This is a genomic window from Frateuria sp. YIM B11624 (assembly GCF_049727805.1).
Lineage (GTDB): Bacteria > Pseudomonadota > Gammaproteobacteria > Xanthomonadales > Rhodanobacteraceae > Frateuria_A.
In genome coordinates this window covers 1-14,895 of the sequence record NZ_JBCNYA010000029.1, presented here as the reverse complement: position 1 = coordinate 14,895, position 14,895 = coordinate 1, and the positions used below count along the sequence as shown (strand labels likewise).

16 protein-coding genes are annotated in these 14,895 nt (G+C 68.4%); 13 read left to right on the top strand and 3 right to left on the bottom strand.

Annotated elements, in window-relative coordinates; all coding sequences use genetic code 11:
- Nucleotides 1–102 precede the first annotated feature (102 nt).
- Genes AAIL17_RS14275 through der form a run of 3 tightly spaced genes read left to right on the top strand, consistent with a single transcriptional unit; the run spans nt 103 to nt 3,396 of the window.
- A complete protein-coding gene (locus AAIL17_RS14275) occupies nt 103–753 on the top strand; it encodes a YfgM family protein (RefSeq protein WP_424683522.1) in 651 nt (216 codons plus the stop codon).
- Nucleotides 750–1,964 carry an outer membrane protein assembly factor BamB gene (gene bamB, locus AAIL17_RS14270; protein WP_424683521.1) on the top strand — a complete coding sequence of 405 codons (1,215 nt, stop codon included), beginning with the start codon at nt 750–752 and terminating at the stop codon, nt 1,962–1,964. The genes AAIL17_RS14275 and bamB overlap by 4 nt, the downstream gene beginning before the upstream one ends.
- Before the next feature lie 31 nt (nt 1,965–1,995).
- Nucleotides 1,996–3,396, top strand: a complete 1,401-nt coding sequence (der, locus tag AAIL17_RS14265) for a ribosome biogenesis GTPase Der (RefSeq protein WP_424683520.1) — start codon at nt 1,996–1,998, stop codon at nt 3,394–3,396.
- Between the two features lie 52 nt (nt 3,397–3,448).
- Here the strand turns inward: der and AAIL17_RS14260 are convergent, their stop codons facing one another.
- Entirely contained in the window at nt 3,449–4,012 is a 564-nt protein-coding gene (locus tag AAIL17_RS14260) for a GNAT family N-acetyltransferase (protein ID WP_424683519.1), read from the bottom strand.
- Between the two features lie 153 nt (nt 4,013–4,165).
- On the opposite strand from AAIL17_RS14260, the gene folD reads away from it, so the two are divergent.
- From folD to AAIL17_RS14215, 9 genes are all read left to right on the top strand, one after another.
- Nucleotides 4,166–5,014: a bifunctional methylenetetrahydrofolate dehydrogenase/methenyltetrahydrofolate cyclohydrolase FolD gene (gene folD / locus AAIL17_RS14255; protein WP_424683518.1), complete on the top strand. Its 849-nt coding sequence runs from the start codon at nt 4,166–4,168 to the stop codon at nt 5,012–5,014.
- A gap of 214 nt (nt 5,015–5,228) precedes the next feature.
- Nucleotides 5,229–6,686, top strand: a complete 1,458-nt coding sequence (gene guaB / locus AAIL17_RS14250) for an IMP dehydrogenase (protein WP_424683517.1) — start codon at nt 5,229–5,231, stop codon at nt 6,684–6,686.
- Between the two features lie 100 nt (nt 6,687–6,786).
- Entirely contained in the window at nt 6,787–7,146 is a 360-nt protein-coding gene (locus tag AAIL17_RS14245; RefSeq protein ID WP_424683516.1) for a hypothetical protein, read from the top strand.
- A 114-nt stretch (nt 7,147–7,260) separates the two neighbouring features.
- Complete coding sequence (guaA, locus tag AAIL17_RS14240; protein ID WP_424683515.1) at nt 7,261–8,841, top strand: glutamine-hydrolyzing GMP synthase; 1,581 nt, start codon at nt 7,261–7,263, stop codon at nt 8,839–8,841.
- A 391-nt stretch (nt 8,842–9,232) separates the two neighbouring features.
- Entirely contained in the window at nt 9,233–10,102 is an 870-nt protein-coding gene (locus AAIL17_RS14235; protein WP_424683514.1) for a pirin family protein, read from the top strand.
- 70 nt (nt 10,103–10,172) lie between these two features.
- A complete protein-coding gene (locus tag AAIL17_RS14230) occupies nt 10,173–10,805 on the top strand; it encodes a hydrolase (RefSeq protein WP_424683513.1) in 633 nt (210 codons plus the stop codon).
- A gap of 175 nt (nt 10,806–10,980) precedes the next feature.
- Entirely contained in the window at nt 10,981–11,850 is an 870-nt protein-coding gene (locus AAIL17_RS14225) for a pirin family protein (RefSeq protein WP_424683512.1), read from the top strand.
- 41 nt (nt 11,851–11,891) lie between these two features.
- Nucleotides 11,892–12,215 (top strand): GNAT family N-acetyltransferase, encoded by a 324-nt coding sequence (locus AAIL17_RS14220; RefSeq protein ID WP_424683511.1) that lies wholly within the window; start codon nt 11,892–11,894, stop codon nt 12,213–12,215.
- 87 nt (nt 12,216–12,302) lie between these two features.
- On the top strand, nt 12,303–12,731 hold the full coding sequence (locus AAIL17_RS14215) for an OsmC family protein (protein ID WP_424683510.1): 429 nt from the start codon (nt 12,303–12,305) through the stop codon (nt 12,729–12,731).
- A 42-nt stretch (nt 12,732–12,773) separates the two neighbouring features.
- On the opposite strand, the gene AAIL17_RS14210 is transcribed toward AAIL17_RS14215, so the two are convergent.
- Nucleotides 12,774–13,538 (bottom strand): SDR family NAD(P)-dependent oxidoreductase, encoded by a 765-nt coding sequence (locus tag AAIL17_RS14210; RefSeq protein ID WP_424683509.1) that lies wholly within the window; start codon nt 13,536–13,538, stop codon nt 12,774–12,776.
- Nucleotides 13,539–13,558: 20 nt separating this feature from the next.
- Entirely contained in the window at nt 13,559–14,200 is a 642-nt protein-coding gene (locus tag AAIL17_RS14205) for a peroxiredoxin-like family protein (protein ID WP_424683508.1), read from the bottom strand.
- Between the two features lie 142 nt (nt 14,201–14,342).
- Here AAIL17_RS14205 and tadA point away from each other — a divergent pair, with 142 nt between their 5' ends.
- Complete coding sequence (gene tadA, locus AAIL17_RS14200) at nt 14,343–14,831, top strand: tRNA adenosine(34) deaminase TadA (protein ID WP_424683507.1); 489 nt, start codon at nt 14,343–14,345, stop codon at nt 14,829–14,831.
- The last annotated feature ends 64 nt before the right edge of the window (nt 14,832–14,895 follow it).

The following is a 14,895-nucleotide window of genomic DNA, read 5'->3' as shown; positions in this document are numbered from 1 at the left end:
CATTGACCGCCATACGCGCGGTCATGGCTTTCCCAACTCAACTTTTGCCCAGCGCCGGGTCGGCCCATGCCGTCGCGGCGCGCGCTTTTGACGGACAACCGCATGGCATTCGACGCATACGACGATTACGAACAGGGCGAACGCGTACAACAGTGGCTGCGCCAGAACGGCCTGTCCATTGTCATCGGCGTCGTCATCGGCCTGGTCGCGATCTTCGGCTGGCAGCAGTGGCGCAACCACCAGGCCACGCGCGAAATGGAGGCGTCCAACCTCTACCAGCAACTGCAGACGGCGCTGGCCGCCGGCAAGACCAGCGAGGCCGACCAGTTGGTCGCAAGCCTGGAAAAGGACTACGCCAAGTCGACCTACGCCGTGCTCGCCGCCAGCGACCGCGCCCAGCGTCAGGTCGAGGACAAGCAGTTGGACAAGGCGTTGGCCTCGCTGCAATGGGCGCGCAACCACGTCGGCGACAACGCCCTCAAGCCGCTGATCGAGCTGCGCACGGCGAAGGTACAGATGGCCGCCGGCAAGGCCAACGATGCGCTGACCACGCTCGATGGCGTCACGGCCAAGGGCTACGAGGCGCTGCGTCAGGAACTACGCGGCGATGCGCTGGTCAAGCTTGGTCGCGCGGACGACGCGCGCAAGGCCTACCAGGCGGCGCTTGCCGCGATGGGTGAAGACGCGCCGCAGCGCGCCGCCTTGCAACTCAAACTCGACGATCTGGCCGTGGCCGGGAAGCAGGGCGCATGAAGGTAATTGGCATGAAGCGGGCGGTGGTGGTGGCGCTGGTCGGCCTGGTCGCATTGGCCGGTTGCCACAACGCCAAGAAGGAAAACGTCCAGCCGCCGACGCCGCTGGCCAAGGACTTCAAGCCGACCGTGCAGGTCACCCGGCTGTGGCGTGAGAGCATCGGCGACGGTGCCAAGGACACCGGCGTGCGCCTGCGTCCGGCCGTGGTCGACGGCGTGCTCTACGCCGACAGCAACGACGGCAAGCTGGTCGCGCTGGATGCGGCCACCGGCAAGACGGTCTGGTCCAAGAGCTCGCGCACCCACGGCTGGTTCGGCTGGGGCGACAAGAAGCGCAAGGACGCCCTGTATGCCGGCGGCCCGGCGGTCAGCGGCGACCTGCTCGCCGTCGGCACGCTGGACGGGCACGTCTACGGTGTCAACGCGAAAGACGGCAGCCCCCGCTGGGAAGCCACGCTCAAGTCCGAGGTGCTCGCTTCGCCGGTGATCGTGGGTGACCTGGTGGTGGTGCGTACCGGCGACGGCCGCGTGTACGGCCTGGACGCCGCCAGCGGCGAGCGCCGCTGGGTCTACGACCAGACCGAGGTGCCCGTGCTCAGCCTGCGCGGCAACGGCCCGCTGCTGGTCGCCAACGGCGTGGTGTTCTTCGGTAGCGACGGCGGCAAGATGGTTGCGCTGCGCCTGGACAATGGCGAAAAGCTGTGGGAGCAGAACCTGGCCAGCGGCGAAGGCCGCACCGAGATCGAGCGCCTGGACGATGCCGATGGTGCGGTCCTGCTCGATGGCCGCACGCTCTACGCCGCCGCCTACCACGGCAACCTGGTCGGCATCGACGGCCCCACCGGCCGGCCGCTGTGGGCGCATCCGTTCTCCACCTACACCTCGCTGGCGACGAAGGACAACGCGCTCTACGCCGTGGACGAGAACTCGCAGGCGTGGGCGTTCGACAAGACCAGCGGCGCCGAGACCTGGAAGAACGACAAGCTCAAGTATCGCTGGCTGACCGGCCCCGCCGTGCAGGGCGACTACGTGGTGGTCGGCGACATCGAGGGCTACGTGCACTGGCTGCAGACCGGCGACGGCGCACTGGCCGCGCGCGAGCGCCTGTCCAAGCACGCCATCCGCGCGCAGCCGCTGGTGGTGGGCGATACCGTGTACGTCGAGGACGTGGAAGGCCGCATCGGCGCCTACCGCCTCGGCGGCGCGCGCTGATCGCTTACCGCGCAAGGAACGATGTCCCGTCATGCTGCCCGTCGTCGCCCTGGTCGGTCGTCCCAACGTCGGTAAATCGACCCTCTTCAACGCGCTGACGCGCAGCCGCGACGCCCTGGTGGCCGACATGCCGGGGGTCACCCGCGACCGCCACTACGGCGTGTGCCACCTCGGCCCGCGACCGTTCGTGGTGGTCGACACCGGCGGCCTGTCCGGCGTCGAGGAAGGCCTCGACGCGCTCACCGCGCAACAGGTGCGCCTGGCCATCGACGAGGCGCAGGTGCTGGTGTTCGTGGTCGACGCCCGCGACGGGCTGCTGCCGCAGGACCAGAGCATCCTTGGCGAGCTGCGCCGCAGCGGCAAGCCGATCATCACCGCGGTCAACAAGACCGACGGGCTCGACGTCGAGCACGCGCTGGCCGAGTTCGCCCGCTTCGGCATCGCCACCACCTTGCCTCTTTCGGCCGCGCACAACCGCGGCACCGACGATCTCATCGCCGCCGCATTGCCGCTGCTGCCGCCGGACGAGGACGAATCGCAGGCGCACGTCGAGGACGACAGCATCCGCGTCGCCATCGTCGGCCGCCCGAATGCGGGCAAGTCCACCCTGATCAACCGCCTGCTCGGCGAGGATCGGCTGATCGTCTCGGACGTCGCCGGCACCACGCGCGATCCCATCCGCGTGCCGCTGGAACGTGACGGCAAGCGCTACACGCTGATCGACACCGCCGGCGTGCGCCGCAGGGCGCGCGTGGAAGAGGGCGTGGAGAAGTTCAGCGTCATCAAGACGCTGCAGTCGATGGCGGCGAGCCAGGTGGTCGTGCTGATGGTCGACGCCCGCGAGAACCTCGCCGACCAGGATCTGACCCTGATCGGCCATGCGGTGGAAGAAGGCCGCGCGCTGGTCATCGCCGTCAACAAGTGGGACGGCATGGATGCGTACCAGCGCGAGCAGTGCCAGCGCACGCTCGAGCGCAAGCTGGTGTTCGTCGACTGGGCCAAGACCGTGTTCATCTCGGCGCTGCACGGTTCGGGCCTGCGCGAGCTGATGCGCGCCGTCGTGCGTGCGCACGCCTCGGCGACGCAGGAACTGAGCTCGGCCGACCTCACCCGCACGCTGGAGAAGGCCTACCAGGGCTACCAGCCGCCGCTGGTGCGCGGCCATGCGCCCAAGTTGCGCTTCGCGCATCCCGGCGGCTCCAATCCACCGACCATCGTGATCCACGGCAGTCGCACCAAGCACATCGCGCCGGCCTACCGCCGCTACCTCGAGAACTTCTTCCGCAAGCGCTACAAGATGGAAGGCACGCCGATCCGGATCGATTTCCGCGACGGCGAGAATCCGTTCGCCGGCCGCAAGAACGTCCTCACCGAAGGCCAGCAGCGCAAGCGCCAGCGCATGATCCGCGAGATGAAGCGACGCAAGAAGTAGGACGTAGGATGGGCTTCAGCCCACCATGCCCGTCGCCGGAAAGCAGCCGCACCTAGGCCTGCTCCAGATCCGCCGGCACCAGCGCATACACCGCCGCGTCCCTGGCCTCGTCACGCACCCACAACCGGCGCCGCGCGACGGCCTCGAACCGCGCGCCCGTCCGTTCGGCGGTCCGCCGGCTCGCGCGGTTGTCCGGCAACGCCACGATCTCCACACGCACCAGCCCCAGCACTTCGAACCCGAAGCGCGCGGCCAGCCGCGCCGCCCGCCATGCCAGTCCCTCGCCCTGTCGCGACTGGCGTATCCAGTAGCCCAGCGAAGCGCTGCGGTGCATGCGGTTGCGTTGGTTCAGCCCGACGCTGCCGAGGAGGTTGCCGTTCTCCCCGTCGAAGATGCCGAAGGCGAAATGTTCGTCCGCGGCCCAGCCCTCGCGGCAGTGAGCGATCCACGCGCGCGCCTCGTCCAGGTCGTAGCCGGCATGGCACCAGGGCAGCCAGCGGCCGACCGTTTCCAGCGATTCCTGCACCGCCGTGTGCAGTGCAGGCGCATCCTCCACGCGCCACGGGCGCAGCAGCAGCGGGCCTTCGGCGAGTTCCGTATCGGCAGGCAAGGGCATGTCGGTTCCCTGTCGTAGGGTGGGTCTCAGCCCACCTGGCTTTTGTTCCCGGCGACGAGATGGTGGGCTGAAGCCCACCCTACGGGCACTGGCCAGTTTGTGCAGGCTCGCCGGCGACGGGATAATAAGCGCCTTTGCACAGCAGGCAGCCCCATGAGCGCACGCATCCTCGACGGCAAACGCATCGCGCAGGAAGTGCTGGATCGGGTGGGGCGGCGCGTGGCCGAGCGCAAAGCGCAGGGCCTGACGGAGCCGGGTTTGGCGGTGGTGCTGGTGGGTGACGACGCGGCCTCGTCGGTGTACGTGCGCAACAAGCGCAAGGCCTGCCACCAGGTCGGCTTCCGTTCGTTCGACTACGACCTGCCGGCCGGCACCACGCAGGCCGAACTGTTCGCGCTGATCGACCAGCTCAACGCCGATCCGGCCGTGCACGGCATCCTGGTGCAGTCGCCGCTGCCGCCGCACATCGACGAGGACGCGCTGGTCGACCGCATCGACGCCGGCAAGGACGTGGATGGCTTCCAGGCGGTGAACGTGGGCCGCCTGGCGCTGCGCCGCTTCGGTCTGCGGCCCTGCACGCCCAAGGGCGTGATGACCCTGCTCGGGCACACCGACCGCCCGGTGCGCGGCCAGCACGCGGTTGTGGTCGGGGTGTCCAACCACGTCGGCCGGCCGCTGGCGCTGGAACTGCTGATCGCCGGCTGCACCACTACATGCTGCCACCGCTTCACGCGCGACCTCGAATCGTTCGTGCGCCAGGCCGACATCGTGATCGTCGCTGTCGGTCGGCCGGGACTGGTCAAGGGCGAGTGGATCAAGCCAGGCGCAGTGGTGATCGACGTCGGCATCAACCGCCTCGACGACGGGAGGCTGGTGGGCGACGTCGAGTTCGCTCCCGCGGCCGAGCGCGCCAGCTGGATTACCCCGGTACCCGGCGGCGTCGGCCCGATGACCGTGGCCACGCTGATCGAGAACACGCTGGAGGCGGCCGAGGCGCGGTAGGCATCCGGCCGGAGCGCCCCCATCCGCCTGTCGGCACCTTCCCCCGTGAGCGGGGGAAGGCTCGGATGTGCAGGCCTCGTTCCTTCCCCCGTCCACGGGGGAAGGTGCCCGAAGGGCGGATGGGAAGCCTTGCGGTAAACCCGCACATGCCCGCCATCTGGCGACCACCACACCCACGCGCGTATAATCCCCTCTTTGCAGCGGGACTTTTCGCATGCGCATCCTCGCCGAGGCCCTGACCTACGACGACGTGTACCTCGTTCCGGCCCATTCGGCCGTCCTCCCACGCGACGTCGACACCTCCACGCGGCTCACCCGCAGCCTGCGCCTGAACATCCCCATCGTGTCCGCCGCCATGGACACCGTGACCGAGGCGCGGCTGGCCATCACCATGGCACAGCAGGGCGGCATCGGCATCATCCACAAGAACATGACCGCCGCGCAGCAGGCCGCCGAAGTGCGCCTGGTGAAGAAGTTCGAGGCGGGCGTGATCCGCAGCCCGATCAGCGTCGGTCCCAACACCTCCATCCGCGAGGTGCTGCAGCTCACCCGCGCGCACAACATCTCCGGCGTGCCGGTGGTCGACGGCGAGAAGCTGGTCGGCATTGTCACCAGCCGCGACCTGCGCTTCGAGCGCAAGCTGGAAGACCCGGTGCGCAACATCATGACGCGCCAGGACAAGCTGGTCACCGTGCGCGAAGGCGCCAGCCAGGACGAAGTGCTGCAACTGCTGCACAAGTTCCGCATCGAGAAGGTGCTGGTGGTCAACGACGACTTCCAGTTGCGCGGGCTGATCACCGTCAAGGACATCCAGAAGGCGCGCGACAACCCGCACGCCGCCAAGGACGCGCACGAGCGCCTGCTGGTCGGCGCCGCGGTCGGCGTCGGCGGCGACACCGAGCAGCGCATCGAGGCGCTGGTCGACGCCGGCGTGGACGTGCTGGTGGTCGACACCGCGCACGGCCATTCGCAGGGCGTGATCGAGCGCGCCGGCTGGGTCAAGAAGCGCTACCCGCAGGTGCAGGTGATCGCCGGCAACATCGTCACCGGCGAGGCGGCGCGCGCGCTGCTCGACGCCGGCGTGGATGCGGTCAAGGTCGGCGTGGGCCCGGGTTCGATCTGCACCACCCGCGTGGTCGCCGGTGTCGGCGTGCCGCAGATCACCGCGATCGATCTGGTCGCGACCGCGCTCAAGGACGAGATTCCGCTGATCGCCGACGGCGGCATCCGCTACTCGGGCGACATCCCCAAGGCGCTGGCCGCCGGCGCCTCCACCGTGATGCTGGGCTCGATGTTCGCCGGCACCGAAGAGTCGCCGGGTGAAGTGGAGCTATTCCAGGGCCGCTCCTACAAGAGCTACCGCGGCATGGGCTCGCTGGGCGCGATGGCGCTGGGCTCCAAGGACCGCTACTTCCAGGACGAGGCCGACGCCGACAAGCTGGTGCCGGAAGGCATCGAAGGTCGCGTGCCGTACCGCGGTCCGCTGCGCAACATCATCCATCAGCTGATCGGCGGCCTGCGCGCCTCGATGGGCTACCTCGGCGCCGCGACGGTCGAGGACGTGCGCCACAAGGCGCAGTTCGTGAAGGTGACCTCCGCCGGTGTGACCGAGGCGCACCCGCACGACATCCAGATCACCAAGGAAGCGCCGAACTACCGGCTGAACTCGTGACGTAGCAGGAGCTCGGCATCCGGCGCCGGATTTTCGTGACGCCACTTCCGGCGGGACCCGCTTCGATCATCCGCATCGCGTTAGGCCTCAGAGGACAGTCATGCGCTGCTTCAACCATTCGGAAGTTCGAGCAGTCGGGTTCTGCAGGCATTGCAGCAAGGCGCTGTGTCATGGGTGTGCGAGCGACCTCGGCTTCGGCTTGGCCTGCCGGGACATGCACGAGCAGCAGGTTACGGCCGTCAACGCCATGGTTGAGCGAGCAACGCGAGCTCAAACGGTCGGCCGCTCCAACAAATATCTGTCATCGCTTTTTTTCCTGATTTTTGGCTCGTTCTTCGTTGGTTACGACTTGTACGAGGGCGATCGAGGTACAGGCTTCGGCGTGTGGCTCGGCGGCTTGTTCATTGCTTACGGGCTTTACCTCGCAATAGTTGTTCGCCGGGTCTGGGCCAAGGCCTGACAATTCATTCAACCTCAAGCCGCTTCGCGGCTCGGCTTAATTCAGGCGATGGATTCACGCCTTCGCGGAATTGACGCCGGCCCGTTTCTGGACGACTGCCAAAGAACCCGGTCCATGCAGAGCATCCACTCCGACAAGATCCTCATCCTCGACTTCGGCGCGCAATACACCCAACTGATCGCCCGCCGCGTGCGCGAGCTCGGCGTCTACTGCGAGATCTGGGCATGGGACCACGATCCGACGCAGATCGCCGCCTTCGGCGCCAAAGGCATCATCCTCTCGGGCGGCCCCGAATCGACCACGCTGCCGGGCGCGCCCAAGGCGCCGCAGGAAGTGTTCGACTCCGGCTTGCCGATCCTGGGCATCTGCTACGGCCTGCAGACGATGGCCGCGCAACTGGGCGGCGCCACCGAGGCGGCCGACCAGCGGGAGTTCGGCCATGCGCAGGTCGACATCGCCGACAACAGCCGCCTGTTCGATGGCCTGAGCGATCACGCCGACGCACACCGGCTCGACGTCTGGATGAGCCACGGTGACCACGTCAGCCAGGCGCCGCCGGGCTTCGCCATCACCGGCACCACCGACCGCATTCCGGTCGCCGTGATGGAGAACCAGGACAAGCGCTGGTACGGCGTGCAGTTCCATCCGGAAGTCACCCACACCAAACAGGGCACGGCGCTGCTCAAGCGCTTCGTGGTCGACATCTGCGGCTGCGCCACGCTGTGGACCGCCGACAACATCATCGAGGACCAGATCGAGCGCGTGCGCGAGAAGGTCGGCAACGACCACGTGCTGCTGGGCCTCTCCGGCGGCGTCGACTCCTCGGTGGTCGCCGCGCTGCTGCACAAGGCGATCGGCGACCAGCTCACCTGCGTGTTCGTCGACACCGGCCTGCTGCGCTTCAAGGAAGGCGACCAGGTGATGGCCACCATGGCCGAGCACATGGGCGTGAAAGTCATCCGCGTCGACGCGGCCGACCGCTACTTCAAGGCGCTCGAAGGCGTGGCCGATCCGGAAGCCAAGCGCAAGATCATCGGCCGACTGTTCGTGGAAATCTTCGACGAGGAATCGGCCAAGGTCACCGAAGCCGGCCATGGCCAGGTCAAGTGGCTGGCGCAGGGCACCATCTATCCCGACGTCATCGAGTCCGCCGGCAGCAAGACCGGCAAGGCGCACGTCATCAAGAGCCACCACAACGTCGGCGGCCTGCCCGAGGACATGAAGCTCGGCCTGGTCGAGCCGCTGCGCGAGCTGTTCAAGGACGAGGTGCGGCGCATCGGCGTGGCGTTGGGCCTGCCGCGCGAGATGGTCTACCGCCATCCGTTCCCCGGTCCGGGCCTGGGCGTGCGCATCCTGGGCGAGGTCAAGCGCGAGTACGCCGAACTGCTGGCCCGCGCCGACGCCATCTTCATCGACGAGCTGCGCAAGGCCGACCTCTACGACAAGACCAGCCAGGCCTTCGCCGTGTTCCTGCCGGTGAAGTCGGTGGGCGTGGTGGGCGATGCGCGCGCCTACGAATGGGTGATCGCGCTGCGCGCGGTCGAGACCATCGATTTCATGACCGCGCACTGGGCGCACTTGCCGTACGAATTCCTCGGCAAAGTCTCCAACCGCATCATCAACGAGCTGCGCGGCGTCTCCCGCGTGGTCTACGACATCAGCGGCAAGCCGCCCGCGACGATCGAGTGGGAGTGAGGCTGGGCGTGCCGGATGGCTCGTCGTCGTCTGCTTTTGCCAGGCAGGCCCGGGCAGAAACGTCACGCGAGCCCCGGCCTCTCACCCCAACTCTCTCCCCGTAGGGGAGAGGAAGCTGATTCCTGGCACGGTTCAACAAGTCCCGACACCCGCGCCTTGCTCCCTCTCCCTGCCGGGGGGAAGCTCGGTGAGGGGACAAGGGCTTGCGGGAAGGTGCGGCCGACCGTCGTGAGCGCAGCGCTCGCCAGCGGCCGGGCTCGGCGGACCCTTGGGGGTCCGCACTGTTCCACACTCCGCACGCATTGTTTCAAAACCGCGGTCTTTAGGCGCCATGCCCCCGCCACTATGGTGAATGTCGTTCCCGCGACGGCTGCGGGCGGAGGAGGCAAGCATGAAGACGATCCTGGGCCGCTACGGCAATCCGAATCGCCACTGGGTGGGCGATGGTTTCCCGGTGCGTTCGCTGTTCTCGTACAACACGCTGGACCAGGCCATCAGCCCGTTCCTGCTGCTCGACTTCGCTGGCCCGCACCACTTCGAACCTGGCACGCGGCCGCGTGGCGTGGGCTCGCACCCGCACCGCGGCTTCGAGACGGTGACGATCGTCTACGAAGGCGAGGTGTCGCACCGGGATTCGACCGGCAAGGGCGGCACGATCGGCCCGGGCGACGTGCAGTGGATGACCGCCGCCAGCGGTATCCTGCACGAGGAGTTCCATTCGCAGGGCTTCACCCGGACGGGCGGACCGTTCCGCATGGTGCAGCTGTGGGTCAACCTGCCGGCGAAGGACAAGATGGCCGCGCCCGGTTACCAGGCGATCACCGCGTCCGACATCCCGGTGGTCCGCCTGCCGCAGGAGGCCGGTACCGCGCGCGTCATCGCCGGCGAGTTCGGCGGGACGAAGGGGCCGGCGCGCACCTTCACGCCGATCAACGTGTGGGACCTGCGGCTGGCCGCCGGCGCGTCGCTTGCCCTGGACCTGCCCGAAGGCCACACCAGCGCGCTGGTGGTGTTGTCCGGCCACGTCACGGTCGGCGGCCGCCAGGCTGCCGGCGAAGCGGAGATGGTGCTGCTCTCGCGCGAAGGCGCGGGCACCACGATCGAGGCCGACGGCCACGCCACCGTGCTGGTGCTGACCGGCGAGCCGATCGACGAGCCGGTGGTCGGCTACGGACCGTTCGTGATGAACAGCGAGGCGCAGATCAACCAGGCCATCCACGACTTCAACAGCGGGCGCTTCGGCCGGATGGCGCAGGCCTGAGCTTGCCAGCCGGCGGTGGCGTGCCGCCACCGGTGCCGATCCACGAACCCACCATCGGAGGAGCATTGCCATGAGCAGCGAAGTACGACGCGACCCGCATTCCGACCATCTGCTGACGCCGGAGAACGCGGCCTTCATCATCATCGACTACCAGCCGATCCAGGTGTCCTCGATCCGCTCGATCGACCCGAAGGAACTAGTCTTCAACATCGTCAGCACGGCCAAGGCGGCGTTGAACTACGGCCTGCCGATCGTGCACTCCACAGTGAACGTGGCGAGCGGCCGCAACAAGCCGCCGATCCCGGAGATCCAGGCCGTGCTCGGCCACCTGCCGACCTACGACCGCACCTCGATCAACAGTTGGGAAGACGTCGAGTTTCGCAACGCGGTCTACGCGACGGGGCGCCGCAAGCTGGTCATGACCGCGCTGTGGACCGAGGCCTGCCTCGCCTTTCCCGCGCTCGACGCGCTCAGGGAAGGCTTCGACGTGTACGTCGTGGCCGACGCGGTCGGCGGCACCTCGGTGGCGGCGCACGAGGCCGCGCTGCGGCGGATCGAGCAGGCCGGCGGCAAGTCCATCAGCAAGACCCAGTTCTACTGCGAACTGCAGCGCGACTGGGCGCGCGAGGCCACCGTGCCGGGCTTCATGCACGTGTTCCAGAACTGGGATGGCTCCAATCCCGAGAAGGACTTCAAGGGCTGAGCGGCAGACTCGGATCACGCTCCGGATCCGCAACCCCACAGCATCGGAAGAGGGCAGCGGCCCGGCGGCGCGCCTTGCGCGACGGTCCGGGTCGCTGCCAAGCTGCCGGGCTGATCCACGACACGCGACAAGGGCAGGCCGACATCCGGCCGTCACGGAACAGGAGAGGCTGCACATGGCCATCGAACGCATCATCGACAAGCGCACGCACGACCTCGGCGGCGGCTTCGTGGTCGGGCGGGTGCTGCCCTTCCGCGCGCGCCGCATGGTCGGCCCGTTCATCTTCTTCGACCACATGGGGCCGCTCTCGCTGGCGCCCGGCATCCCGCGCGAGCTGGACGTGCGGCCGCATCCGCACATCGGGCTCTCGACCGTGACCTACCTCTATGCCGGGCAGATCACCCACCGCGACAGCCTCGGTTCGCACCAGGAGATCCGCCCCGGCGAGGTCAACTGGATGGTCGCCGGCAGCGGCATCACGCACAGCGAGCGGCTCGAGTACGCCCGCAGCCACGGCGCGCTGATGCACGGCATCCAGGCCTGGGTTGCCTTGCCCGAGGCGGACGAGGAGAGCACGCCGGCCTTCTACCATCACGAAGGCGCGGACCTGCCAGAGTGGCGCGAGGACGGCGTGCACGGCCGGCTGATCGCAGGCGAGGCCGACGGCATGAAGGCCGGCGTGCGCACCCACTCCCCGCTGTTCTACCAGCACTGGGAAATGGACGCGGGCGCACGCCGCAGCGTCGCCGGCGCCTATGCGGAGCGCGCGGTCTATTGCGCGAGCGGCGAGGTCGACGTCGATGGCACCACGCTGCAGGCCGGGCAGATGGCCGTGCTGGCCGGGCGCGATGCCGTCGACGTGCTCGCCCGCCGGCCGTCGACCGTGATGGCGCTGGGCGGCGAGCCGATCGGCGAGCGCTTCCTGCTGTGGAACTTCGTGTCGTCCTCGAAGGAGCGGCTGGCGCAGGCGGCCGAGGACTGGCGGCAGCAGCGCATGAAGCTGCCCGCCGGCGACGATGCCGAATTCATTCCCATGCCGGCCTAGGCCCGCGCCACTCCACGTCCATCGACACGAGGAACACCCGGATGAGCGACATCACCATCACCAAGCAGGACGGCCCGCGGCATGGCCGCTACGTCGCGCGGGTCGAAGGCATCGAGGCCGAGGCCGAGCTGACCTACACGCATCGCGGCCCCGGGCTCGTCAGCGCCGACCACACCGGCGCCCCGGAGAACCTGAGGGGCACGGGCGCCGCCGCGGCGCTGGTCGATTACCTGGTCGCCGATGCGCGAAGCAGCGGCTTCAGGATCCTGCCGCTGTGCCCGTACGTCCGCGCCCGCTACCAGAAGCATCCCGAATGGCAGGACGTGATGACCCTGGCGCCCGGCGAGGAGCCGCACGCCGGCTGACGGCGGCGATGTTTTTCCTGCGGCCGCGGCGGGCTTCGCCTCGCGCGCGAGGCCGCTTCCGTTTGCACGATGAGGAGATGCCATCCGATGGTTCGCAAGACACAGGCCAAGGTGGCCGACACCCAGGCCAGCCCGCTCGCCGTGGCCATCGAAGTCTCGGGCCATCGCCTGATCGGTGACGAGCCGGCCTCGCAGGGCGGCGCGGACCTCGGGCCATCGCCCTACGATTTGCTGACGGCCTCGCTCGGCGCATGCACCGCCATGACCGTGCGCTGGTACGCGCTTAAACAGGGCTGGCCGCTCGAACACGTCAGCGTGGACGTCGAGCACGAGAAGCGGATGCAGGCCGGGCATCCGGACCTGATCGACGCCTTCCGCAAGCGCGTCGTCATCACCGGTCCCGACCTGACCGGCGAGCAGAAGCAGAAGCTGTTCGAGGTCGCCGCCAAATGCCCGGTGCACAAGACGCTGACCGGCACCATCAGCATCGAAACGCTCGACGATCCGGACGCCTGAGCCGCCCCCCGGCAGGCGCCGGCTCCCGCCGGGCCCGCGTACTCACGGCAGCGCCACGCCGGTGAGGTCCTGAAGCCGCGCGACGAGCGCGTCCTGGAAAGCAGGGTCCAGCGCCTGGGCGGCAGGCTGCTCGGGCTTCATGTGATGCCAGTAACGGCCGCTGGCGCGCGCCTCGGGGTCCGCGCTGACGGCGAGCCAGCTCTGCGTGCGCTGCCCCGTATCGATGTCGACCGGGGCGCCCGCACCACCCATCCGTGTGCGCACCCAGCCGGGATCCACAGCGCTGCTGACCACCTCGGGCCACTGGCGCGCCAGGAAGAAGGCCAGTGCCACGACGTACAGCTTGCTTTCGGCATAGGCCCGGGACGGATTCCAGCGGCGCGCTTTCCAGTCGATGTCGTCCAGGGGCCCTTCGCCCTGGCGATGAAGGCCGCTGCTGAGGTAGATCAGCCGCCTGGGACGCATCATCAACGCCGTGAGCACGAACGGCGCGAGCGTGTTCACCGCCAGGGTGCCGGCATGGCCCTCCGGCGTGGTTTCGCGATCCGGCCGGGCATAGACGCCGGCGTTGTGGATGACGGCGTCCATGCGCCCGATCGCGTTGACCTGCTCCGCCACCTGGACGGTTTCCACGCGGCTGCGCAGGTCGCCGATCGCGACACCGGCCGCCGAGGGTGCGAGGTCCGCGAGGGCCGACGCACGCCCGGGTGACCGGGCGTGAAGCACGACCTCGTGGCCTTGCCCGAGGAGCGTCCGGGCGGCCGCGCGGCCGAGGCCATCGGTGCTTCCGGTGACGAAGATGCGCATGCTCCCGACCTATCGCCGCTTCATGCCGACCTGGCCGCACAGGCGTACTGGTCGGTCGCTTCGGCCATCTCGAGGAGCGTCTGTTCCATCGACTTCACGCCGTAAGGGTAGAAGTCCTTCTTGTCGCCCGCATCCCACTGGCGTTTGAGTTGCGGGTCGGAAAGATCCCAGTCCCGACGGATCGCCTTCGTCGCTTCGCGCAACGCCTGGTGTAGCTCCGCCGTGGATGGCCGCCCCCAGTAGTAGTAGCCATTCCAGATGTTGCGGATGTCCATCCCGGGTGCGAGCAGGAAGGTGTGCGGGATCATCGGTTCGTGGGTCGGATCGGTGTATTCGAGGATGTCCAGCGCGTCGCGTACCTGGCGCTTCTCGTCGTACAGGAACGGGTAGTGCGCGCCCAGTTGCTGGCGCAGGTTGTTGGTGGTGTGCCAGTCGTCGATGGTGATCACCACTGGATGGCAACTGCCGACGACCAGTTGCGGGTGGAAGGCGGTCAGCGCCTTGAGCTGTTCGCGGTCCTTGGGGCAGAAGAAGCCGCGGATGAGCACCAGCAGCATGAGGTCGGCCGTGCCCTGCAGGTCGGACAGGCGGCGCGGCGTCCGGGTGTGGTCGGGCAGGACGAAGTCCGGGAAGGTGCGTCCCACGGCGATGTCGGGATTCATGGCGACTCCTGCCTGTGAGGGGAAGGTTCCATGCTCGGTCGCCAGCGTTGAACCGGCCGTCAAGCCGGCCTCGAGCATGGGCTGGGCCATGCGACCCGCGGGTAGAATGGCCACTCCCAGTCACGGTTTGACAGGCTTGTCCATGATCGATCCCGCTACGCCGCACGAGCCGGTGTTCTCGCCGCAGGACACGGCCTGCATGCGCCGCGCCCTGCAACTGGCGACGCACGCGCGCGACGCGGAGAACGAGGTGCCGGTCGGCGCCGTCCTGGTGCACGAAGGGCAGATCGTCGGCCTGGGCTGGAACCGCAACATCACCCTGCATGACCCGACCGCGCACGCCGAGGTCATGGCCTTGCGCGCGGCGGGCGAGAAGCTCGCCAACCACCGCATCGTCGGTGCCACGCTGTACGTGACGCTGGAACCCTGCGCGATGTGCGCGATGGCGCTGGTGCATGCCCGCATCGGGCGGGTGGTGTATGCGGCGACCGACCCCAAGACCGGCGCCGCCGGCAGCGTGTTCGACACGCTGATCTCCGAGCGTCACAACCACCGCGTGCTGGTGCAGGGCGGACTGCTGGCGGCCGAATCGGGCGAGATGCTGCGGGAGTTCTTCCGCTCGCGGCGCTGAGCTGCTCTTGTGTAGGGTGGGCTTCAGCCCACCATCGTCGTGCCGGGATGGTGGGCTGAAGCCC

Bases quoted from the DNA above. Each gene is read 5' to 3' on its own strand.
- der (WP_424683520.1), top strand. From the start codon at position 1,996: ATGCTGCCCGTCGTCGCCCTGGTCGGTCGTCCCAACGTCGGTAAATCG.
- AAIL17_RS14210 (WP_424683509.1), bottom strand. From the start codon at position 13,538: ATGCGCATCTTCGTCACCGGAAGCACCGATGGCCTCGGCCGCGCGGCC.
- AAIL17_RS14225 (WP_424683512.1), top strand. From the start codon at position 10,981: ATGGCCATCGAACGCATCATCGACAAGCGCACGCACGACCTCGGCGGC.
- AAIL17_RS14275 (WP_424683522.1), top strand. From the start codon at position 103: ATGGCATTCGACGCATACGACGATTACGAACAGGGCGAACGCGTACAA.
- AAIL17_RS14235 (WP_424683514.1), top strand. From the start codon at position 9,233: ATGAAGACGATCCTGGGCCGCTACGGCAATCCGAATCGCCACTGGGTG.
- AAIL17_RS14215 (WP_424683510.1), top strand. From the start codon at position 12,303: ATGGTTCGCAAGACACAGGCCAAGGTGGCCGACACCCAGGCCAGCCCG.
- AAIL17_RS14230 (WP_424683513.1), top strand. From the start codon at position 10,173: ATGAGCAGCGAAGTACGACGCGACCCGCATTCCGACCATCTGCTGACG.
- AAIL17_RS14245 (WP_424683516.1), top strand. From the start codon at position 6,787: ATGCGCTGCTTCAACCATTCGGAAGTTCGAGCAGTCGGGTTCTGCAGG.
- AAIL17_RS14220 (WP_424683511.1), top strand. From the start codon at position 11,892: ATGAGCGACATCACCATCACCAAGCAGGACGGCCCGCGGCATGGCCGC.
- tadA (WP_424683507.1), top strand. From the start codon at position 14,343: ATGATCGATCCCGCTACGCCGCACGAGCCGGTGTTCTCGCCGCAGGAC.
- guaB (WP_424683517.1), top strand. From the start codon at position 5,229: ATGCGCATCCTCGCCGAGGCCCTGACCTACGACGACGTGTACCTCGTT.
- folD (WP_424683518.1), top strand. From the start codon at position 4,166: ATGAGCGCACGCATCCTCGACGGCAAACGCATCGCGCAGGAAGTGCTG.
- AAIL17_RS14260 (WP_424683519.1), bottom strand. From the start codon at position 4,012: ATGCCCTTGCCTGCCGATACGGAACTCGCCGAAGGCCCGCTGCTGCTG.
- guaA (WP_424683515.1), top strand. From the start codon at position 7,261: ATGCAGAGCATCCACTCCGACAAGATCCTCATCCTCGACTTCGGCGCG.
- bamB (WP_424683521.1), top strand. From the start codon at position 750: ATGAAGGTAATTGGCATGAAGCGGGCGGTGGTGGTGGCGCTGGTCGGC.
- AAIL17_RS14205 (WP_424683508.1), bottom strand. From the start codon at position 14,200: ATGAATCCCGACATCGCCGTGGGACGCACCTTCCCGGACTTCGTCCTG.